Genomic DNA, 23,435 nt, shown 5'->3' with positions numbered 1-23,435 from the left:
GCATTTCATTTGCAGAAAACATCAAGGCAAACGGAAAGGGGAATGTACAATGGTACATACCGTGCAAATCAACGATCAATGGATGTTCTCTAAGAAGAACGATCCTTCCTATGCTGGCGAGCTTAGCCAACTGTTTCAGACCGTCACACTGCCGCATACCTGGAACGATACCGACGGGCAAGGCAGCAGCGAGCCGTATTATCGGGGGCAATGCTGGTATCAGCGAATCCTGGACGTCTCCGCGGAGGATCTGGAAAAGCGCATTTACTTGGAGATCGGAGCCGCGGGAAATATCGGGCACGTATATGTCAACGGCCGTCTGGCCGGGGAGAGTCGTTGCGGATACGCCATGTTTCGGGTCCCTCTGTCTCCCTATTTGAAAGCAGGAGATAATCTGATCTCCATCCGGGTTGATAACAGTAACCACAATGACGTATTTCCGTTAATGGCGGATTTTACGTTCTATGGCGGATTATACCGGGAAGTAAAGCTGCTTGTCATGGACGACATCCATTTCGACGTTATGGATAACGGCCGGGACGGCGTTTATTTATCGCAGCAGCGAACAGATGAGCAGAGGTTTGAGCTGCTCGTTCAAGGCCAAGTTGTCAATGAAACCAAGACGTTCGCCGAGGGAACGATTCAAGTGCAGCTCAAGGATCAGGACGGAAATACAGTGCTGACAACAAATTCGAAGATGGCAGCTGGTGCGGACTCGGCTGCATTCAGCATAAAAGGCGAGGTCGCCCGTCCGATGCTTTGGGACGGCGTGGAGCAGCCTTATCTATACAAGGCGGAAGTATCCGTCATCGTGGATGGACGTATTCGCGATTCTCGCACGATCGATATCGGATTCAGATCGATAGAAGTGACGACGGACCAGGGCCTGCTTCTGAACGGAAAGCCGGTCAAGTTGAACGGCGTATGCCGCCACCAGGATTTCGGAGGCGTCGGCAATGCGATTACGAGAGCGCATATGGATGAGGATATGGCTTTGATCCGCGAGATCGGAGCCAATAGCGTTCGTCTTGCCCACTATCAGCACGACGACTATTTCTACAGCTTATGCGACCGTTACGGTATATTGGTATGGGCCGAGATCCCGTTTATCAGCATTCCTTCCACCAAAGACCCGGAAAACCGTAACGCCGATGAACAGCTGGAAAAGCTCATTAAGCAGGCTTATAATCACTGCTCGATCTATGGCTGGGGCGTGCAAAACGAAATCACGATCGCCGTGGAGACGGAGCAGACGTATACATCGATCCAAAGGTTGGCAGCACTTGCCAAACGCCTGGATCCTTATCGGCTCACGACCCAAGCCAATATTAACGGGGTACAGGATGAAAGTGTGATCAACGGCTTTACCGACATTGTCGGCTACAATTTGTATTATGGCTGGTACTACGGCGAAATCAAGGATTTGCAGGACCGCTTCGACGCGTTTCATCAAGCGCGGCCCGACGTCCCGCTGATTTTGTCCGAGTATGGGGTGGATACGAACCCGAAATACCATTCCTATACGCCGCAAGTTCAAGATTATACGGAGGAATACCAGCTCCTGTTCCATCGGAACGCCATTGAAGCGATCAATAAGCGGCCTTATGTACTGGGCGGATATGTATGGAACATGTTCGATTTCGGCAGCGCCAACCGCAACGAGGGAGGCGAAATCGGCAAAAACCAGAAGGGGCTCGTCACGATCGACCGCAAACTCAAGAAGGACGCCTTCTATTTGTACAAGGCATATTGGTCCAAGGACCCCTTCGTTCATCTAGCAGGCCGGCGCTTTGTCAACAGGCACCAAGAGTTAAATGACATTATGATCTTGTCCAATTTGCCTCATATCCGTGTATATCTGAATGATGTTCATCTTGCTGAAATCAAGAGCGAAGAACCTGTGAAAATCGTAAAGAATGCTACCTTATTCGAAGGGGACAATGAGATCAGAGTCGAAGGCACGGATGAGCAAGGTGCTATCCATAAGGATTCCATGGTGCTCCGTCTTGCCTCGGAAGCGGACCAAAGCTATATCCACATCAAACCGGACAGAGCGAAAAACGCCGTCAATTGGTTTGAGAAATTCGATCTGTCCAATGCCGAACCCATTGAATTGAAGGACGGGTATTATTCCACATTCGATACGATTGAAGACCTTTACGGCAATGAAGAGGCGAAAGCGGTATTTCTTAAATATTTCGGAGAAATGATCAATAATCCGTTCTTTGAGGCGACGAAAAGCGTCATGTCCATTCAGAAAATGTCCCAGCTGGTGCAACTCAACATCATCCCTGAATTGGTGGCGGTCATCGACAAAGAGCTGAATGTCATTAAAAAATAATGCTTGCGAATGATCCCTCTCAATGCATCTGTTGAAGGGGATCATTTTTGCGAAGAGAGCAGGAAGCATGGTCGGCAAAGTGCAATTCGGAAGTCGTGGGAACGGTAGTGGGGTTACCCGGATTTCTTTAAGATGAAAGTACGGCAACACGAAATTTTTGCAGCCAACCAGCAATGAAAGGGGAACGCCTAGCATGGCCAAACGAATTTGGAAATACAGCCCGCTCTATCTGATGATGATCCCGGGCATCGCCTATTTGATCATCAATAACTATTTGCCGATGTTCGGACTCACCATCGCTTTCAAGGACATCAATTTCGTGAAAGGCATCTGGGGGAGCGATTGGATCGGCTTTGAAAACTTCAAATTTCTGTTCCAAACGTCGGATGCTTTTATCATCACCCGCAATACGATTTTTTATAACGCGGCCTTTATCGTCATCGGTCTCGTCGTTGCCGTAGGCTTCGCCATCCTGCTTAATGAGATCAAAAGCAAATTTGCTTCCCGTCTATATCAAAGCATGATTATTTTGCCCTTTTTGATTTCGATGGTACTGGTCAGTTATCTCGTCTATTCCATGCTGAGCATGGAGAGCGGGTTTATGAACAAAACGATTTTGCCGGCTCTCGGTATCGAACCGATCAGCTGGTACAACGAGCCGAAGTACTGGCCGATCATTATTACACTGGTTCATATCTGGAAGGGGGCGGGTTACTCCTGCATCGTGTACCTGGCCGCCATCATCGGCATCGATCCCGAGTATTACGAGGCAGCGAAGCTGGACGGAGCTTCCAAGTGGCAGCAAATCCGTACAATAACCATTCCACTGATCACTCCCGTCATCATTATGCTGACGCTGCTGGCGATCGGCCGCATTTTCTACTCCGACTTCGGACTTTTTTATCAAGTTCCGATGAACGCAGGCGCCCTGTTCAGCACCACCAACGTCATCGATACGTACGTGTTCCGCGGTCTTCTGCAGCTCGGCAACATCGGCATGTCGGCGGCGGCCGGGTTCTATCAATCGGTTGTCGGCTTCGTGCTTGTCATTGTTTCCAACTATGTCGTCCGAAAAATCAATAAAGAAAACGCATTGTTCTAAGGGGGATCATCATGAATATCGAAAATCGGGTTTGGCAATGGGCGGCGCATCTGATTATGATCTCGTTCTCTCTCTGCTGTCTGCTTCCTTTTGTGCTGCTGGCGATGTCCTCCGTGACCGATGAAACGACCATTCTGCAGAACGGCTACTCCTTTTTTCCAAAGCATTTCAGTTTGAACGCATATGAATATTTGTGGCAGCAATCGTCTCTTGTGTTTAACGCATACGGGATTACGATTCTGATTACGGTGGTAGGGACGGCGGCAAGCTTGCTGATCACCTCGATGCTGGCCTATCCGCTATCGCGGCGCGATTTGCCGGGCGGAACGTTCTTCGCTTTTATGCTGTTCTTCACCTTGCTGTTTAACGGCGGTCTCGTTCCGACCTACCTGATTTATACACAGGTGTTCCATATCAAAAATACGCTTTGGGCTTTGCTCGTTCCGGGACTTTTGATGAACGGCTTCAACGTGCTGCTGATGCGGACGTTCTTTATGACAACGATACCGGTTCCGGTGCTGGAATCGGCAAGCATGGACGGTGCGAGCGAATTCAAGATGTATTATAAAATCGTCCTGCCGCTGTCGCTTCCGATTTTGGCCACGGTCGGCTTGTTTCAAGGGCTTGCGTACTGGAACGATTGGAACAACGGCTTGATTTATGTAACCGACCCCAAATTGTTCAGTCTGCAGAACGTGCTGAACCGGATTATGTCGGACATCCAGTTCTTGGCAAGCAACAGTGATATGAGCTCGCATGCAGGCGAAGCGGTCGCGCAGCTGCCAAGCGAAACGTTCCGGATGGCGATTGCGGTGATTGGCGTGATCCCGATTTTGATCGCATATCCGTTCTTTCAGAAGTATTTTGTCAAGGGCATGACAATCGGTGCAGTGAAAGGCTGAATCAATCAAACGGAGTGGTAATGGTAAAAGCTTAATTTAGTGAAAGGGAGATGAATCTATGATTACCGGAATTTGGCACGCTTTATTCAAGCCGCCGCAAGCCCGTATGAAGCTGCAGTTTATTATTGAGAAAAAGGAAGGTTACACCTTGTCCGTTGTAACGGAACCCTTTCCGTTACCTATCACGATCACGAAGGTAACCGTGGACGGAAACCGTCTCCAGGCTGTCGGGTTTTCCGCATTTGCACCGAACGACCCGGTGGAGCTCGATCTTTCCTTCCTGGAGAGCTCGTTCAGCGGCCGGATCAAGCTTCCGTTCCGCGAAGCTTTCCCGATTGAAGGCGCGAAAGGCCGCGGCCCTTCCTTGGCGGAGGATCTGATTGAAGAAGTGGCCCCCTACCGGAAACAAGATGTCGTGAAGCGGACGGACGAAGAGATCCGTCAGGCGGTAGAAGATTTGCTCGGTCGGATGAGCGTTCAGGATAAAGTCGGACAGATGAGCCAATGCATGGCCTCGAACTTCTCGTTCGGCGGCGACGTCGCCTCCGACCCGCCGGAGAAGCTCGTGGCGGAAGGAAGAGCGGGCTCGATCTTGGGCGCATTCGACAGCCGTCGCGTGTTCGAGCTGCAGAAAATTGCCGTGGAGCAATCTCCGCACGGCATTCCGCTCATGTTTAATGCGGACGTCATTCACGGCCATCAGACGATTTTCCCCGTTCCGCTCGCCTGGTCCTGCAGCTGGGATCCGGAGGCAATCAAGCTGGCTTGCTCCATCGCGGCCAAAGAAGCGAGCGCCGCCGGCATTACCTATAACCACGGGCCGATGGTCGATATCACGAGAGATCCCCGCTGGGGACGTGTCGTAGAGGGTGCCGGTGAAGACCCATATTTGGGGAGCGTTATCGCCAAGGCGCAGGTGGAAGGTTTCCAAGGCAACAGCCTGTTCGATACAGAAACGATTATCGCGTGCTTGAAGCATTTTATCGCATACGGTGCTGCGGAAGCGGGTAGGGACTATAATACCGTCGATATTTCCGAAGGCACCTTGCGAAACGTATATTTGCCTCCATTCCAGGCTGGCATTGAAGCGGGTGCCGGCTCGGTGATGAACTCGTTCAACATCTATCAAGGCGTTCCGGTCGCCGCAAACTGGTTTCTGCTCAACGATCTGCTGCGCAAAGAGCTTGGGTTTGAAGGCATCCTGATTTCCGATTACGGTGCGATCGACGAGATCATACTTCACGGAAATGCCAAGGACGCGAAGGAAGCCGCGAAGAAAGCGCTTGACGCGACGATGGACGTCGAGATGGTCACGCGGGCATACGATCATTTGCCTCTGCTGATTAAGGAAGGTCTCGTTTCGGAAGCGCAGCTCGACGACGCGGTGCGCCGAATTCTGACGTACAAGTTCAAAATCGGCATTATGGACGATCCGTTCCGCTATATCAGGCCGGAGAAGGAGATCGAATACAACTTCAGCGATGCGCATTTGCAGGCAAGCCGCGAGCTGGCTCGCAAATCGATCGTGCTTCTGAAAAATAACGGCGTTCTGCCTCTCGCGGGCGAAGCAAGGAACGTGGCGCTGATCGGTCCGTTCGGCGACAGCAAAGATTTGCTCGGTCCTTGGCAGTTTTCCCGTTACGGTCACGAAACCGTCACGCTTCGGCAAGGGCTGGAGAGCAGAGGCATTGCTCCGGAGCGGTTGCGCGTTGTGGAAGGCTGCCGGGTGGAAGCCGAGATCGAGGGCGGCATCGCGCAGGCTGTCGCGGCGGCAGAGCAAGCGGACGTCGTCATTCTGGCGCTTGGCGAAAACAGCGATATGTCCGGAGAAGCCTCATCCCGCATGGACATTACGCTGCCGGAAGCGCAGCTGCGGCTGGCGGAAGAAGTCATGCGGCTGGGCAAGCCGACGGTGCTCGTGCTGACGAACGGGCGGCCACTTGTGCTCGATTGGTTCGACGGCCGTGTCGATGCCATTGTAGAGACGTGGTTCCTCGGTTCGCAAGCAGGACATGCGATTGCCGACGTGCTGTTCGGCGATTGCAATCCGTCCGGCAAGCTGACAATGAGCTTTCCGGCGAAGGGCGGGCAAGTTCCTGTCTATTACAATCACTTCAATACAGGCAGACCGGTGACGGAAAGCAACAAGAACCAGAAATTCATATCCAAGTTTCTCGACGGTCCGAACGAGCCGCTCTATCCGTTTGGCTTCGGACTTAGCTATTCGACGTTTGAATATTCCGATATTCGTCTGTCGCAGAACCGGATGACAGCTTCGGAATCGATCATCGCCAGCGTGACCGTGACGAATACGGGAACGGTAGACGGGGAGGAAACCGTGCAGATGTACATCCGGGATCTGTATGGAAGCGTCGTCCGTCCGGTGAAAGAGCTGAAAGGATTCTCTAAGGTGACGCTCGCCGCGGGCGAAAGCACGGAGGTTCGCTTCACGATCACGACAGCGGAGCTTGCGTTCTGGAATTCCGAAATGAAATACGAAGTGGAGCCGGGGGAATTCAAGGTGTTTATCGGTTCGAATTCCCGCGACGTGACTGAAGCGTCATTTGAACTGATGGGCGAATGACATGCGGGACGAAAATGACCTAACGTGCTATGGGGCTTCGCGCCTGAGAAACTATATCATAGTCACATGATATTCGGCGGCAATCAGTTATCGATCAAGGCTTTAATAAAAGATCGGCCGGTATATGTCAGAGTGGATGCCTTTAATGAAAAAGGAATAACCGAAGGCGAAGTATTCAAAGCGGTTTAAAGCTAGCGCCGAAGCCGCCGTTGGTATGGGAGCAAAGCAGATATATGGGGAGGAAAAGAAATGGAACGCGACTTAAAGACATTGATTTCTCAGATGACGCTGGAGGAGAAAGCCGGCATGTGCTCCGGGCAAGACTTCTGGCATCTGAAAGGGATCGAACGGCTCGGCATCCCGTCGATCATGGTGACCGACGGCCCTCACGGCCTGCGCAAGCAGAAGGCAGGCGCCGACCATGTCGGCCTGTTCGACAGCGTGCCGGCGACCTGCTTTCCGTCCGCGTCCGGCGTGGCGAGCTCGTGGAACCGCGAGCTGATTGAGAAGATGGGGCAGGCGCTCGGCGAGGAATGCCAGGCCGAGGACGTGGCCGTTCTGCTTGGGCCCGGCGCGAACATCAAGCGTTCGCCGCTGTGCGGCAGGAACTTCGAATACTTCTCGGAGGATCCGTTCTTGTCCTCCCAGATGGCCGCTCACCACATCCGCGGGGTGCAGAGCCAGGGCGTCGGTACGTCGCTCAAGCATTTCGCCGCCAACAACCAGGAGCATCGCCGGATGACAAGCGATTCCGTCGTTGACGAGCGGACGCTGCGCGAGATTTATCTCGCAAGCTTCGAGGGCGCGGTCAAGATGTCGCAGCCGTGGACGGTCATGTCCTCCTACAACAAAGTGAACGGGGAATATGCTTCCGAGAACGAATACTTGCTGACGGATATTCTGAAGAATGAATGGGGGCACGAGGGCTTCGTCGTTTCCGACTTGGGCGCCGTCAACGAGCGAGCGGACGGCTTGGCCGCGGGCCTCGAGCTCGAAATGCCGTCAAGCGGCGGGGCGGGCGACCGGAAGATCGTCGAAGCAGTCCGCGCCGGGAAGGTGTCCGAGGAGAAGCTGGACCGGGCGGTTGAGCGGATTTTGCGGATTATTTTCAAAGCGGTGGACAGCAAAAAGCAAAGCGCCAGCTATGATCCCGAGGCGCATCATCAGCTTGCCAGAGAAGTCGCGCGGGAAAGCATGGTGCTGCTGAAGAACGAAGGCGGCATACTTCCCCTGGCTAAAGAAGGCAGCATCGCTGTCATTGGAGCGCTGGCTGCAAAGCCCCGGTACCAGGGCGGCGGAAGCTCGCATATCAAGCCGACGAAGCTGGAGGACATTCGGGAAGAGATCGCGAAGTCGGCCGGCAGCGGGGCGCGGATTTCCTACGCTCAAGGCTACGACTTGGACAGCGACGCTTCGGACGATAAGATGGTCGAGGAGGCGATCCGTGCCGCGGCGCAAGCGGATGTTGCCGTTCTGTTCGTCGGCTTGCCGGACCGTTACGAGTCTGAGGGGTACGACCGGACGCACTTGCGCCTGCCGGCCAACCAGGTCGAGCTGATTCAAGCGGTGGCCGCTGCGCAGCAGAAGCTCATCGTCGTCCTCAGCAACGGCTCGCCGGTGGAGATGCCTTGGATCGGAAGCGCGAAGGCAGTGCTGGAGGCGTACCTGGGCGGGCAGGCGCTCGGCGGCGCGATCGCCGATCTGCTGTTCGGGGACGCGAACCCGTGCGGCAAGCTGGCCGAGACGTTCCCAACTCGGCTTGAGGACAACCCGTCCTATCTATTCTACTTCGGCGAAGGGGACCGGGTGGAATACCGGGAGGGCATCTTCGTGGGGTACCGGTACTACGACACGAAGAAAGTCGAGCCGCTGTTCCCATTCGGCCATGGCCTCAGCTACACGACATTCGCTTACTCCGATCTATCGATCGCGAAGAAGGAAATCCGCGACGACGAGACGCTGGACGTTCAGGTGAAGGTGAAGAACACGGGAAATCGCGCCGGCAAAGAAATCGTTCAGCTGTTCGTTCGCGACGTGGAAAGCAAGGTGATCCGGCCGATGAAAGAGCTGAAGGGTTTCGCGAAGGTGGAGCTTGCGCCAGGCGAGCAGAAGACCGTGACGATCACGCTCGACAAGCGCTCGTTCGCCTATTACGACGTCGATACGAAGGATTGGCGCGTCGAGACGGGCGAGTTCGAGATTCTGATAGGGAAATCCTCGCGAGACATCGTCCTAGTGGATACCGTTCGCGTCGAATCGACGGCGGCCATTCGAGCGAAGGCGACCCGCAACTCGACTGTCGGAGATTTGCTAGCGGATCCAGCGACGCGGCCGGTCATCGAGCACATCTTGAAGCAGCGGAATCCATTCGGCGCTGCAGGAGAGGATGCCGGCGATGCTTCAGATATGATGGAGGCGATCATGAAATATTTGCCTTTGCGCGCCTTGATCGCATTCAGCGGTGAGGCCATGACGGAGGAGCATCTTGAGCGGATCTTGGCGCAATTGAATCAATAAACGAGAATAGCCTCTTCGCGTGCGTGGGGGCTATTCGTCTAAGGAGAGATATTTCATGACATTGCCGCAATTGTTAAAAGAAGACGGAGTCTATAACCTTTATGTTGATGGTAAACCCTACATCGCTTTAGCCGGCGAAATTCATAATTCCAGTTCCTCAAATCTAAACTACATGAAAGAAAAGGTATGGCCACATCTCAGAGGCCTGCATCTAAATACAGTGATTTTTCCGGTTTTTTGGGAATTAATTGAACCCAGTCAGGGAGAATTCGATTTTCATTTGGTTGATTGTATCATCGAACAAGCACGGGAAGAGAATGTGCGTTTGGTGTTATTATGGTTCGGATTATGGAAGAATGGAATTTCCAGTTATGTCCCGGGCTGGGTGAAGAAGGATTACAAAACCTATTTCCGAGCCGTATATAAAAATAATGAACCGTCTGACACCATTTCGCCGTTGTGCGTGACTGCGGTAGAAGCCGACGCGAATGCTTTTTCACAGCTTATGGCTCATTTGAAAAAGGTAGACGGTGACCGGCATACGGTCATCATGGTTCAAGTGGAGAATGAAATCGGGTTTCTCGGCAGCGACCGGGATTATTCCGACCATGCGAACGCTGAATTCGATCGTCCGATCCCTACCGAGATTGAATCCCTTTACGGAATTGGAGGTACGTGGGCGGAAGCATTCGCGGAAGACGCGGCAGAATACTTCATGGCTTATCATTATGCCCGAGCGGTCGAACAAATAGCAAGCGCGGGTTCCAAGGTCTACCCATTGCCGCTATTTGTCAACGCTTGGTTGGAGCAATTTCCTTGGAGACCCGGAACATACCCGAGCGGGGGACCGATTGCGAAGGTGATGAAGCTATGGAAGGCAACGGCACCGACCCTTTGTCTGTATGCACCGGATATTTATTTGTCCAATTTCGCCGAGGTTTGCGAGGAATATACGGCAAACAATGATAATCCACTATTTATACCCGAAGCTAGAAGGGATATTGAATCGGTTACGAATGTTTTTTATGCGCTTGGAAAGCATGATGCTTTATGTTATTCGCCTTTCGGTATTGAAGATTTCCTCGCTCCACCCTTGAATGACGGCAGTCAAATCGATATAGGTCTTTTGATGGCTCTCAATATAGACTTTTCTGGCTTTAACCTGAATGGAACCGGTCCCTATCTTGCACGCAGTTATGAGTTACTAGGAAATATGTTGGGTGTCATTCAGAAGTATCGCGGAACAGGCAAAATGACGGGATTTCTCCAAAACCATGATCTAGGGTGCATGTTATCCTTCTCCAAATATGATATAAAGGTATCCTACAGTCGTCGGCAAGAAGGCAAGCCGGTATCGGGGGGACTCGTAATTGAGGTCTCTGACCATGAATTTATTTTCACTGGGATTGGATTTTCAGTAGAGTTTTTGCCGAAACGCGGGGATTCGGGGAAGGTAAGTTTTATCCGAATTGAAGAAGGAACGTTTGTACAAGATGAATGGGTTTCCGGACGCGTACTTAATGGTGACGAAGCTGCTTATAGAATGAAAATCGGGATCAATCCTGCCGCCTTGCGAGTGGAGATGTATCAATACCGGTAGTGGATCGGAGCAAATAGTGGTTGACCAAAAGTCATGATCAAGGAGGACTAATGAACAAACGATTTTTGTTACGGGAGCGACGGACGGCATCGGCAAACGGACCGCGATCGATTTGGCGGCGCGAGGGGCGACCGTAATTGTGCACGGGAGAAGCGACGAGCGGGGAAGAGCTGCGGTGGAGCAGATCGTCCGGTTAATGGGAAACGAAAACATTCGTTTTCATAAGGCGGACTTTTCGTCGCATGCCGAAGTGCGGCGGCTCGCAGCGGAGGTACAGGCCGAGTATGCCGGTCTGGATGGGCTGATCAACAACGCAGGTATCGCGGGCCGGGGGGAGCGCACCTTAAGCTGGGATGGTTATGAGCTTCGACTAGCGTCAATTATTTGGCCTCGTTTCTGCTCAACGGTTTGCTGCTGCCGATGTTGGAAACAAATTCAGCACGAATTATGAACGTCGCGTCCGCCGGGCTGAAACGGATCCTCGATACGAAAATGGTGCGCGAAAGCGGAATTTCTCCGTTGGGCAGCGTCCGTTCCGGCGCATATGCAGTTGTCTATCTGGCTGTTTCGTCCGAACTGGTAGGGGTGTCGGGGAAATACTTTGATCGAAAAAGGAATCGATTGCCGACAAGCAAGCATATGACAGCCAATTTCGTCGAAGGCTGTGGGAGCTCAACGCGCGCTTGACTGGTTTGGAATAGAACAAGGCATCCGTCGTCGATAGAGACGGACGGAACGCTTTTCCGTCCGAGCCGATCCATCTTCCTTCGACGGCGTAATTGACCTTGCACAGAAAATCTTCTGTTCAGAAGTACTTCAAAACCAATTTGTCATCCAACAAAACTCTTTACTCCGATTGAACGAAGTATTGAAATTGCGGAGCAATTGAATATTAAGCATGCAAATAAAGATAATGAACCTATTCTTGCAACGACTGATTTTATGATCACAATTGAGACAGAAAAAGGATTAGAAGATGTTGTTAGAACGGTTAAGACTCCTAGTGATTTAACTCCGAGGACCCTAGAACTCTTTCAAATAGAAAAAACCTTTTTTGAAGAGCAAGGTATAGATTGGGGAATTATTCTTTCAACCCTTAAGTCAATTGATGGTTCTTCGCTAACGTTTTACCGATTTTATTCTGGTACTTAAACGACAATTTAATCATGTCTTTTTCATTCTAGAGACCTAGCGAACAGGTCTATTTTTGTTTTTAAGAAAGTCGTCAAAACGTCAGAGAAGAGTCGTTAGATTGTTAGTTGCTATTAGAGGATCTTTATAAAATGGGAATACAGCTATTATTAACTGAAGTTAAGGAGGAGTAGGCATGGCACATTTTCCAGAAGGTTTTTTATGGGGGGCATCCACTGCAGCGCATCAGGTGGAAGGCAATAATAGGAATTCTGATTTTTGGCTGATGGAAAACTTGGAGGGCTCGGTGTTCAAGGAACCGTCAGGCAACGCAGTAGACCATTATAACCGTTTTAAGAGTGATATTACTGAGATAGCTAATATGGGATTGAATTCCTATAGGTTCTCTATTGAATGGGCTCGAATCGAGTCGGAGGAGGGGCAATTCGAAGCGTCAGAAATTGAACATTATCGGGAAGTTCTACTTGCGTGCAAAGAAAATAATATAACTCCGATTGTGACTCTCCATCATTTCAGCTCACCGCAATGGCTCATTCGGCTAGGGGGTTGGGAGTCGGCGGATACGCCTGCCCGATTTGTACGATATTGTACACATGTCATGCGTGAATTAGGCGAATTGATGCCATATGTATGTACGATTAATGAAGCGAATATCTCCATTGGAATTAAAAAAATCATAAAGCGTCACGAAGCCCAAGCGGGGGCACCAGGTGCACAGGTTGGCATGAATATGGACATAATGTCTAAAATGCAAAAATATTTTGAGGAGCTGAGCAAGGCTTTTGGCTTGCCTCCAACCGAGGTTAACTCGTTTCTGGCTCCACGCACGGATGAGGGCTTGGCAATCATTTTTCAAGCGCATATGGAAGCGAAAGCTGCAATCCGGCAGATTAGTCCGCATACACAAGTCGGAATCACTTTATCGCTATACGACATCCAGAGTACTCCTGGGGGAGAAGAGAAGGCGGCCCATGCATTGCAAGAGGAGTTCCTTCAATTCCTTCCTTATTTGAAGGACGATGACTTTTTCGGGTTGCAAAACTATACGCGGATGGTATATGGGCCTGATGGCATTCTGCCCGTGCCGGAAAGCGCGGAGACGACACAAATGGGGAATGAATTTTACCCGGAGGCGCTTGGAGCTGTTGTCCGATATGTTAGCGAGCATCTGAAAGTACCAATTATGATTACTGAAAATGGAATCGCAACGGATGATGATACACGTCGTGTTGCTTTTATCGATCGTGCTTTGAAAGGTGTCCATGATTGTATTGCGGACGGATTGCAGGTGTTGGGCTATATGCATTGGTCCTTGATGGATAATTTTGAGTGGCAGCTTGGGTTCTCTAAACGTTTTGGACTCATTGCAGTGGATCGTACGACTCAAGAGCGAACCATTAAGCCTAGCGGCATTCATCTAGGAAACATCGCTAGAGAAAATGCGATCTAAGGAGAGGAGGAGGAGGGAAAGATGGGTATGAAACTGAAAAATAAAGTAGCTATTGTAACAGGAGCTGCCTCAGGTGTTGGCAAGGCGATTGCGGAACTGTATGCGGAGGAAGGCGCCAAGGTCGTGGTAGCGGACCTGAATGAAGAAGCCACCTTAGCAGTTGTTGACGAGATTAACCAAAATGGTGGTACCGCCATAGGCGTTGTCGCTAACGTCATGAAGGAAGAAGACATCCAGGCCATGGTGGAAAGAGCTTCCGAAGCATTTGGAAGAGTCGACATTCTCGTAAACAATGCAGGGATTATGGACGGGTTCAGATTAATCGAAACGATCGAGGACGATTTGTGGGAACGGGTTATAGGCATTAATCTGACAGGTCCAATGCGCGCCATTCGCAAAGCGCTTCCGTTCATGTTGAAACAAGGGGAGGGCGTAATTGTAAATATTGCTTCCGCCGCAGGAATAACTGGGGCTAAAGGGGGAGTAGCCTATACCTCCTCCAAGCATGGTCTAGTGGGACTGACCAAAAACGTTGGTTACATGTACGCGAAATCCGGCATTCGCTGTAATGCCATAGCACCAGGCGGTGTTCTAACCAGCATCATGAATTCGATGGGCAATATCGATATGACAGCTTTACAGATATTCCAAGATGGAGCGGGTACACAACGGCGCGAACCGGTGGACCCAAATGAAATTGCTACCGTTGCTCTTTTCCTTGCATCTGAGGATTCAAAGTTTGTGAATGGGACTGTCATCACGGCTGATGGTGGCTGGACGTCGTATTGAGGTTAGTGAAGGGCTGACTGGGGCTTTTCCCCAATCAGTCTTTTTTTACCAGAAAGTATAAGTTTTCTCGATAGAAAAAAATCGTTAAAACGTCAATAGGAAGTCGTTAGATTGTTAGATAGACGAGAGCGAATCCATTATGATCAAGGTAAGACATTTGAGTATAACACAGAAAGGAAGGGACAATAAAATGGAAAAAGCCGTATCGGCGACTGTACCGCGGGCCGGTATCCAGTACAAGAAAAGAGAAAATCGGTACCGTAAATACTTGCCGCTTCTGACTATGATGGCCCCTGGACTTCTTTACTTGTTGTTTAATAATTATCTCCCGATGTTGGGAATCGCCATTGCCTTCAAGAAAATAAATTTTGCTAAAGGCATTTTTGAGAGTGACTGGGTTGGATTTAAAAACTTTGAATATCTCTTTAAGACATCGGACGCTTTTATCATTACCCGAAATACGATTCTATACAACCTATTATTTATTGTTGTAGGAACCTTTTTGTCCCTTGCTTGCGCGATCTTGTTGAATGAGATTAAAAACAAAATCTTGCTTAAGTTTTATCAAAGCGTGATTACTTTGCCCCACCTGATTTCCATGGTCATTGTCAGCTATTTGGTATATGCCCTCTTGAGTGCGGATACGGGATTCATGAATCATACGGTACTCCCTTGGTTCGGAATAAAAGACGGCATTTCTTGGTACACGGAGGAAAAGTATTGGCCGTGGATTCTATCTTTGGTTCAATTCTGGAAAAGTGTTGGCTATTCGAGCATTGTTTTCTTTGCGGCATTGCTTGGGATTGACGAAGAATATTATGAAGCTGCGAGACTCGATGGCGCAAGCCGATTGCAGCAGATCCGCCATATTACCTTGCCGATTCTAACACCAGTCATCATCATGTTGACACTGCTCAGTATCGGACGGATTTTCTACTCTGATTTCGGTTTATTCTATCAGGTTCCTATGAATTCCGGAGCATTATTTAATACAACGGCTACGATCGATACGTATGTATTTAAAGGATTAACGGGCAATGGTGATATTGGCTTGTCCACAGCAGCAGGTGTATATCAATCTATCGTTGGATTTCTACTTGTTATGCTTGCAAACTATATGGTGCGACTGTACAGCAAAGATAGCGCGTTGTTCTAAGGAGGAAGATACCCTTGAAAAATGAAAGCAGAAGCTTGACGTGGTTTAGCCATATCATGATGTTCTTGTTCACAGTCTTTTGTATTCTCCCTTTCATTCTGCTCATTTCCGCTTCGTTTACGGATCAGAATGACATTATTGCGCATGGTTATTCTTTCATTCCCCATACGTTTAGTACGGCCGCGTATGAATATTTGTATGAAAGAGGGGGGGATATCGCTCGTGCTTACGGAGTAACGGTCTTCGTTACTTTAGTCGGAACGTTATTAGGGGTAGCCATAACGGCGCTTCTGGCTTACCCATTATCCAGAAGTGTTACACCATATCGCAATTTGATTATGTTTATCGTCTTCTTCACGATGTTATTCAATGGGGGATTGGTTCCCTCCTACTTGGTGTATACACAAATCTTCCATATTAAAAATACGATCTGGTCCTTGATTGTGCCAGGGCTCCTGATGAACGGATTTTACGTTATGTTGATGAGAACCTTCTTTCAAACGACAATTCCAGGTGCACTAATCGAATCTGCACAAATAGACGGAGCCGGAGAATACAGGACTTTATGGTCAATCGTGCTTCCGTTATCGGCCCCCATTCTAGCAACGATTGGACTCTTTGAATGTATCATGTACTGGAATGATTGGCAGCTTGGCATGATCTATATTACCGATCCTAAACTTTTCAGTATTCAAAATCTTCTTAATCGAATCATGCAGGATATTCAATTCATAACTACCAATATGACGAACAATACAGGCGATGCTCTGCAACAAATGCCTACAGATGCTGTGAAAATGGCCATTGCAGTAATTGGGGTCCTACCGATTTTGGTGGCGTACCCATTCTTCCAAAAATACTTTATCAAAGGAATTATGATTGGTGCTGTAAAAGGATAAGGTGCCGACTTGATTTCCTCCACATGCGTTGGCGCCACAACTGACTTATTATGGTTGTGGCGTTACCAGTTGTTATAAGAGTATGATAGATTTGAAATTTAAAACATTTCCTCAAAGGAGCCGAAACGATCATGTTTACTCCCGGATGGCACTGGAGACGAGCCTCATTGCGAGTCAAGCTAATCGTCAGCGTACTTATTATGACGATGCCGCTGGTGGGGATGCTCTTATATAACAACTACTATGCTATTCATGTCGTTCGCGGCCAGGTTGCGGATTCATATAAGAACATGTTGAACCTGTACACGAAACAAAGCGATTCCCGATTAGACGACATCGACACTTATATGAGAACGGTGGCCGATTCCGGCTATGATTTGTTATCCCTTAGTCAGGCTGGAACAGATGGAGAGTATTACAGTGCAAAAATTTATTTGTTCAACAAATTAAATAGAGATATTAACTTGTACGATCCGATAAATTCATTTTTTGTATATACGGAACACAGGCAAGATTATTTTAACATTTCTAAGAATAACCCTTCTGCCATAAAGCAAAATGAGATGATTGTACATTATCTGATTGATTATATTCATTCTGAGCTATTTTCGATGGGGAGTTCTTCTAAGGTTTGGAAATATGTCCGGATTAACCACGTTAATTACCTCATTGACATTGTGCGTTCAGGGGACACCTATCTTGGAGCTTGGATTAGTACGGATGATTTATTAAAACCTCTTCGTTCTCTTCAGATCGGGGAAGGGGGAGAGGTCCTACTAGCCAATATGCAAGGTGAGCCTATATCTGATTCAAAACTAGTAAATCAATACGGGATTGAACTGCAAGAAAAGGAGAATGAATATTATATTTCCGGTACCAAAAAGAAATTTCTAGTGGTAGGTGCTCCGTCCAATCGAGGAGACTTCAGTCTAATTGCACTGATACCTGATCATTATATTTTGGCTAAACTGCCCTACCTTCAATCCATCATTTGGTTCATTACGATCGTTGCCTTCCTCTTTATTCCGATAGGGTTGTATTCCATGAGACAATCTGTTTTGGTGCCGTTATATCGGTTACTGCGAACAATGAAAAAGGTTCGAGAAGGAGATTGGAGCAGCAGGGTAGAGCTTAGTAATACTTCGGGGGAATTTCAACTGATGGGCGGCGCGTTTAATGCCATGATGTCCGAGGTTGAACGGCTCCGGATTAACGTGTATGAGGAGCAGTTAAATAAGCAAAAGGAGGAGTTGCAGCGGCTGCAGCTGCAGGTGAACCCTCATTTTTTTCTGAATACGCTTAATATCGTTTATAATCTGGCCAAGATCAAGAATTATGAGTTAATTTTGGACATGACCATGTCTTTAATCGAATATTTCCGATTTATGTTTCGCAGCAATACCTCGTTCGTACAGCTCAAAGACGAACTTGATCATACACGCAATTATTTAAAGATTCAGAACTTGCGGTTTCCTGGGAAATTGAAATGGACGCTCCACACACCGGATTATTTATTGGATGTCCCTATTCCTCCACTAGTCATTCAATCGTTTGTCGAGAATTCCATTAAACATGCCGTTACGTTGGATGAGCCGCTTACCATTGTCGTACAGATTGAATTTCTGATTGAAGATCACGGCTCCAGAATGAAAATAAGCATTCGTGATACGGGACCTGGATTTAATAAAGAAGTGCTTGAAAAACTTCAGGCAGGTAGAAGTGTGGAAAATGAACGAGGCGAGCATACTGGCATTTGGAACGTGGAACGGCGATTACGGCTCTTGTACGGAGAAGCCGCATCCATTCAATACGCTAACTTTAAGGATACTCATGGAGCGACAATCGAGATAATTATACCTACAAATCCAGGAATGGAGGAAACCAGATGAGTTATCACCTGCTCATTGTAGACGATGAAGTTCTTGCCATCGAAGGGGTGAAATCAGATCTTGATTTGAATAAATTGGGCATCAGTAAACTGTTTACAGCGATAAATATCAGACAAGCCAAAGACCTGTTCGTAAGGGAAAGGATTGATATCCTGTTGTGTGATATTGAAATGCCTCTTGGCAGCGGTTTCGATTTGCTGACTTGGGCAAGAGAGTATCATCCGAATACGGTGACGATCTTCTTTACAAGTCATGCTGATTTTAAATATGCCAAAGAAGCGCTTCAACTTGGGAGTATCGATTATTTACTCAAGCCTGTTCGTGCAGTTGACTTGGAAAATGCCATTCTAAAGGCACAGGCTATTATAGATCGAAACAGTGAAATCAATAGAAACAGCCAGTCCCATCAATTATGGATTAAGCATCATTCCTTTATCATTGAACGGTTCTGGGTGGATTTGATCAACAATTCCATACCCAGCCAGCCTGCCGCGATACGAGATCAAGTAGAATTGCATCACATTCCCATTACCGAAGAATCGATCTTTCTCCCTATTCTTATCTCGGTCCAGAGATGGAAAAAAGGGTTAAACCGAAGGGATGAGAAGATCCTTGAGTATGCGCTTAAAAATTCAGCTGAAGAAATCCTGATCGGTGATGGTTCTAACGGAATCTGTTTTCATTTGGATCGAGGAATGCTCTTGATTATTATGGTAGACAATAGGGGGAAGAATTGGGATTACGAACAACTTTACCGAGCATGCCAACAATATATCGATTCTTGTAAAGATTATTTTTACTGTGACCTCTCCTGTTATTTTGGACAATCTGTAGAAGCACATGAAATGACCGGAATGGTAGCTGAGTTGCGGAGACATGACCGAAACAATGTTGCCTTCGTGAATCAAGTATTTCTTCAACATGATAACGGTACTTCCATGTCCCCTGCGAAGTTGCCGGCATTGGGTGTAGTCGCGTCTCTAATGAAGACGGGTACTAAGGATGCTGTCGTTCATGAAGTGGAATCGATATTAGGCAGCCTTGTTAACAATCAAGGAATCAATGCTGAAATCTTACATCAATTCAACCAAAACTTCACACAAGTCGTTTTTTCCTATCTGAACTTGAGAGGCATTGAAGCCAATCAATTATTTGGAGATGAAGAGTCAAGACGCATTTCAGAGTCGGCGGTGCGGTCCATAACGGATATGCTCGCTTGGGTACGTCATTCTGTGAGCAAAGCGATGATCCATGCAGAAGCGGTCAAAGAGACAGAAAAAATTGTTCAGTTCGTAAAAACCTTTATCTCTCTTAACATGGATCAAGATATGACGCGCGAAATCATCGCGGACCAAGTCTTTCTCCATCCAGATTATTTAACGAGAATATTTAAAAAAGAGACGGGTTATGCCTTATCCGATTATATTGTACTTGAAAAAGTCAAAGTCGCCAAAGAGTTATTGTCTCAAACGGAGCGCCCTGTAAGCTCAATCGCGTCGACTTTGGGGTACACGAATTTCTCATATTTTACAAAACTATTTAAGAAACATGTCGGGATGGGACCAATGGAATATAGAAGTCAAAAAAGCAGCGGCAAATAAGTCGTGAAAACGCTATTATGAAGTCGGTAGAGTGTTAGTCGCTCACGATACGGGACGATATGATGAAGGTGTGAATCAATGATTCTTATTGGGGGGATACGATGAATAGGAAAGTGATATTGGCTACATTGTCGCTTGTCACAGTCATGTTAACAGGGATGATTGTCGGGTGTTCGTCTTCGAAAAATGGAGGAGTCAGTGGTTCTACAGCAGCTCCGGCTTCCAGTGCGAGCACGAGCAGTGCTACGAAAGATTCCTATGAGATCGCAATTGCCATGCCGGCATTCGGAGCAGCACCTAAGGATACCCAAGCGGTACAAGATGAAATTAACAAAATCACAAAGGCCAAAATCAACGCAACAGTGAAAATCATGCCCATCAGCATCGGCGCCTGGGCGCAACAAATGAATTTGATGACTTCTGGCCGTGAGAAACTTGATTTGTTCTTTGAATTTGGTGCTGGGTACAGCCCCGATGTGGCAACGGGAAAAATAGTCGCGATCGACAGTCTGCTCGATAAGTATGGCGAAGGCATCAAAAAACAGATCGATCCCGCCTATCTTTCTAGCGTTAAAATTGACGGAAAAACCTATGGAGTGCCTGTCTATAAGGATTACACGACAGGAGTTCCAGGAGTTCTTATGCGGAAAGACTTAGTGGATAAGTACAAAATTAATGTAGCATCCATCAAGACGATCGATGACTTGGATCAAGTGTATAAGACGATTAAGGATAATGAGCCTAATATCGTTCCGCTCGGCGCCGGTTTATCCATGCCGTCGGATGTGTATGTTTGGTATGATAAACTGGGCGATCGTTTGGGAGTATTGCCAGGATATGACAATGGCCTAAAGGTCGTGAACTTGTTTGAGACCAAAGAGTATGAAGACTATTTGAATAAGGTCCATAGTTGGGCTAAGGCTGGATATATCAACAAGGATGCCGCTACAACTCAAGCTAACGCCTCTGATTTGTTAAAAGCAGATAAGGCATTTTCTTATTTCATCGGCCTTAGACCGGGTAACCTGGAATCGGAAATCCGGGCGAATGGTAAAGAGCTCGTGTTTGCACCGTTAATGAAGAATATATATGCGACTACATCCAATACGCAAGGGGGATTGTGGACCATATCCGCTAACTCAACTAACCCTGAACGCGTCATGATGCTCATGAATCTGATGTACACAGATAAGGATCTTGCTAATTTATTTATCTATGGCATTGAAGGGAAGCACTATGTGAAGGTGTCGGAAAATACGATTGATTACCCAGCCGGTATTGATTCGAAGACGGTTGGATATTCGATTCAAAGTTGGATCTATACGAACCCATCCATCGCCTATTTGATGAAGTCAGATTTGCAGGAAATGTGGAAATTGACTGCAGAAGCCAATCAAAAAGCGATCAAATCGAAAGCCCTCGGCTTCACATTCAATTCAGAGCCTGTTAAAAATGAGATTATTGCTCTCAAAAATGTAACAGATCAGTATGCGAAGGGGTTGGAGTCAGGAACACTCGACCCAGCAGATAAGTTATCCGAGTTCAAAGCTAAACTGAAAGCAGCGGGTATCGATAAAGTTATTGCTGAGAAGCAAAAACAGCTTGACGCTTGGACGGCTGCAAACAAAAAATAAGAAAGTTAAAACCAGGTTTCCATTTTAATGGGCCTGGTTTTTTCATTAGCCCAATGCTTCTAAACAGGAAGTCGGTAAAACGTTATGGATAAGTCGTGAGAGTGTTAGTGAGTGAGTTAGATTGACCTTATGATGTTAATAGATCCTTTTGTTTTCGTGAGAGGATAATTGTGCTTAGAGAAAATCGTGAACTTTACACGTGATGTTGACCGAACAGGTTGGCAAACGAGGAAAGGGAGATAAAATGGCTGATTCGACTATTCAATATTCAAACCCGGTAATCCCGGGCTTCCATCCCGACCCGAGTGTTTGTCGGGTAGGTGCAGATTTTTATCTGGTCACAAGTACGTTTGAATATTTCCCGGGCGTACCGATCTTTCATAGCCGCGATCTTGTTCATTGGAAGCAGATTGGACATTGCCTCACGCGCCAAAGCCAGTTGGATCTGGAAGACTGCAGAAGCTCAATGGGCATTTATGCGCCAACCATCCGCTTCCATAACGGCCGTTTCTATATGATTACGACGAATGTCAAAATGTTCCGCAATTTCTACGTTTGGGCGGAAAAGCCGGAGGGGCCTTGGTCCGAGCCGATTTGGCCGGAATGGCCGAGTGTAGATCCATCCCTGTTTTTTGATGAAGATGGGCGTGTCTATATTACAGGAACCGGCGGATTCTTTGGGGACGAGCCGAAGGGGATATATCAAGCGGAAATCGACCTGGAGTCCGGAAAACTGTTATCCGAACGACGTCTCATCTGGCAAGGCACGGGTGGAAAATCTGCGGAAGGCCCGCATCTGTATCGGGTTAACGGGAAGTATTTTTTGATGATTGCAGAGGGAGGGACCGAGTATGGTCACATGGTTACGATCGCAAGGAGTGATTCGCCATACGGACCGTTCGAAAGCAATCCTGACAATCCTATCCTGACTCACCGGAGTTCTGGAAGTTCCATCCAGGCAACGGGCCATGCGGATCTCGTCCAACTGGAGGATGGAAGCTGGTGGGCCGTTTTCCTGGGGATTCGCCCCGTATCCGTTCCGTTTAGCGGGCGGCACCACCATTTGGGACGTGAGACCTTCCTAGCCCCGGTTACCTGGTCCGCGGACGGATGGCCGGTGATCGGGGAGGGCGGCATGATTGCCGAGAAGATGGATGCCGGAACGCTTCCGCTTGTAGTCGATGAAACGCCTACGCCTGACGTTGATGATTTTAATTCCAACCGATTGCAGCTGGAGTGGAACTTCTTAAGAAATCCGCAGGACGCGGATTGGTCCCTAGAAGAAAGAATGGGTTGGATGACACTTCACGGTTCAGCCTTAACTTTAAGTGATATCGGTTCTCCGGCGTTTATAGGACGGAGACAGCAGCATTTTCGATGCAGTGTTTCTACGCTTATGTTATTTGAACCCGTACATGAAGGCGAAGAAGCTGGGCTTACGGTGTATATGAATGAGAGGTTCCATTATGAGATAGCGCTTACCTGTGGAGCAAATGGAAGACGCCAAGTGATCCTTCGCAGGCGGATCGGGTCGCTCTGGAAAGTGGAGCTCGAAGAAGAGTTTGAAGGCTCGAACATCATCCTCGGTTTGGAAGCGGAGCCAGCTAAATACTCGTTCTATTACTCTTCCCCGAATGGGGAGCGTAAACCATTTGGGTCCGGTGAGTGCTCATTGCTTTCGACCGAAGTGGCCGGCGGCTTTACGGGCGTGTACTTTGGTCTGTATGCAACGGGTAACGGCAAATCGTGTACGGTTCCCGCATCGTTTGATTGGTTTCAATACACGCCTCATGCGTGAGATTATATCACTTTTATAAAA

17 protein-coding genes are annotated in these 23,435 nt (G+C 48.2%); all 17 read left to right on the top strand.

Features of this window, described 5'->3' with window-relative positions:
- The first annotated feature begins 49 nt into the window (after positions 1-49).
- The 17 genes from ACFQZT_RS30750 (at position 50) to ACFQZT_RS30670 (ending at position 23,414) form a co-directional block, all read left to right on the top strand.
- The gene (locus tag ACFQZT_RS30750) at positions 50-2,341 is read left to right on the top strand and encodes a glycoside hydrolase family 2 protein (protein ID WP_379306496.1); all 2,292 of its coding nucleotides are present in this window, start codon (positions 50-52) and stop codon (positions 2,339-2,341) included.
- Positions 2,342-2,534: 193 nt separating this feature from the next.
- Positions 2,535-3,443, top strand: coding sequence for an ABC transporter permease (locus ACFQZT_RS30745; RefSeq protein WP_379306494.1), 909 nt, complete (start codon positions 2,535-2,537; stop codon positions 3,441-3,443).
- A gap of 11 nt (positions 3,444-3,454) precedes the next feature.
- Positions 3,455-4,345, top strand: coding sequence for a carbohydrate ABC transporter permease (locus ACFQZT_RS30740; protein WP_379306492.1), 891 nt, complete (start codon positions 3,455-3,457; stop codon positions 4,343-4,345).
- 58 nt (positions 4,346-4,403) lie between these two features.
- Positions 4,404-6,929: a glycoside hydrolase family 3 N-terminal domain-containing protein gene (locus tag ACFQZT_RS30735; protein ID WP_379306490.1), complete on the top strand. Its 2,526-nt coding sequence runs from the start codon at positions 4,404-4,406 to the stop codon at positions 6,927-6,929.
- 249 nt (positions 6,930-7,178) lie between these two features.
- Complete coding sequence (locus ACFQZT_RS30730) at positions 7,179-9,446, top strand: beta-glucosidase family protein (RefSeq protein WP_379306488.1); 2,268 nt, start codon at positions 7,179-7,181, stop codon at positions 9,444-9,446.
- Positions 9,447-9,501: 55 nt separating this feature from the next.
- The gene (locus ACFQZT_RS30725) at positions 9,502-11,046 is read left to right on the top strand and encodes a DUF5597 domain-containing protein (protein WP_379306486.1); all 1,545 of its coding nucleotides are present in this window, start codon (positions 9,502-9,504) and stop codon (positions 11,044-11,046) included.
- 61 nt (positions 11,047-11,107) lie between these two features.
- Complete coding sequence (locus ACFQZT_RS30720) at positions 11,108-11,497, top strand: SDR family NAD(P)-dependent oxidoreductase (protein ID WP_379306534.1); 390 nt, start codon at positions 11,108-11,110, stop codon at positions 11,495-11,497.
- Positions 11,494-11,733: a hypothetical protein gene (locus ACFQZT_RS30715; protein WP_379306484.1), complete on the top strand. Its 240-nt coding sequence runs from the start codon at positions 11,494-11,496 to the stop codon at positions 11,731-11,733. Before ACFQZT_RS30720 ends, ACFQZT_RS30715 begins: the two co-directional genes overlap by 4 nt.
- A gap of 114 nt (positions 11,734-11,847) precedes the next feature.
- A complete protein-coding gene (locus tag ACFQZT_RS30710) occupies positions 11,848-12,198 on the top strand; it encodes a TnsA endonuclease N-terminal domain-containing protein (protein WP_379306532.1) in 351 nt (116 codons plus the stop codon).
- A 175-nt stretch (positions 12,199-12,373) separates the two neighbouring features.
- Positions 12,374-13,648, top strand: coding sequence for a glycoside hydrolase family 1 protein (locus ACFQZT_RS30705; protein ID WP_379306482.1), 1,275 nt, complete (start codon positions 12,374-12,376; stop codon positions 13,646-13,648).
- Positions 13,649-13,675: 27 nt separating this feature from the next.
- The gene (locus ACFQZT_RS30700) at positions 13,676-14,437 is read left to right on the top strand and encodes an SDR family oxidoreductase (RefSeq protein ID WP_379306530.1); all 762 of its coding nucleotides are present in this window, start codon (positions 13,676-13,678) and stop codon (positions 14,435-14,437) included.
- 190 nt (positions 14,438-14,627) lie between these two features.
- Positions 14,628-15,593 (top strand): ABC transporter permease, encoded by a 966-nt coding sequence (locus ACFQZT_RS30695; RefSeq protein ID WP_379306480.1) that lies wholly within the window; start codon positions 14,628-14,630, stop codon positions 15,591-15,593.
- 14 nt (positions 15,594-15,607) lie between these two features.
- Complete coding sequence (locus tag ACFQZT_RS30690) at positions 15,608-16,492, top strand: carbohydrate ABC transporter permease (RefSeq protein WP_379306478.1); 885 nt, start codon at positions 15,608-15,610, stop codon at positions 16,490-16,492.
- A gap of 131 nt (positions 16,493-16,623) precedes the next feature.
- On the top strand, positions 16,624-18,381 hold the full coding sequence (locus ACFQZT_RS30685; RefSeq protein WP_379306476.1) for a sensor histidine kinase: 1,758 nt from the start codon (positions 16,624-16,626) through the stop codon (positions 18,379-18,381).
- A complete protein-coding gene (locus tag ACFQZT_RS30680) occupies positions 18,378-19,982 on the top strand; it encodes a response regulator transcription factor (RefSeq protein ID WP_379306474.1) in 1,605 nt (534 codons plus the stop codon). Before ACFQZT_RS30685 ends, ACFQZT_RS30680 begins: the two co-directional genes overlap by 4 nt.
- A 101-nt stretch (positions 19,983-20,083) precedes the next feature.
- Entirely contained in the window at positions 20,084-21,616 is a 1,533-nt protein-coding gene (locus ACFQZT_RS30675; RefSeq protein ID WP_379306472.1) for an ABC transporter substrate-binding protein, read from the top strand.
- A 244-nt stretch (positions 21,617-21,860) separates the two neighbouring features.
- A complete protein-coding gene (locus ACFQZT_RS30670) occupies positions 21,861-23,414 on the top strand; it encodes a glycoside hydrolase family 43 protein (RefSeq protein WP_379306470.1) in 1,554 nt (517 codons plus the stop codon).
- Positions 23,415-23,435 lie beyond the last annotated feature (21 nt).

Origin of the sequence: Paenibacillus sp. GCM10027628 (assembly GCF_042676385.1) — a bacterium.
GTDB lineage: Bacteria > Bacillota > Bacilli > Paenibacillales > NBRC-103111 > Paenibacillus_E.
Note: the sequence above shows the minus strand (reverse complement) of the source record. Positions and strands in the feature narration are given on the sequence as shown.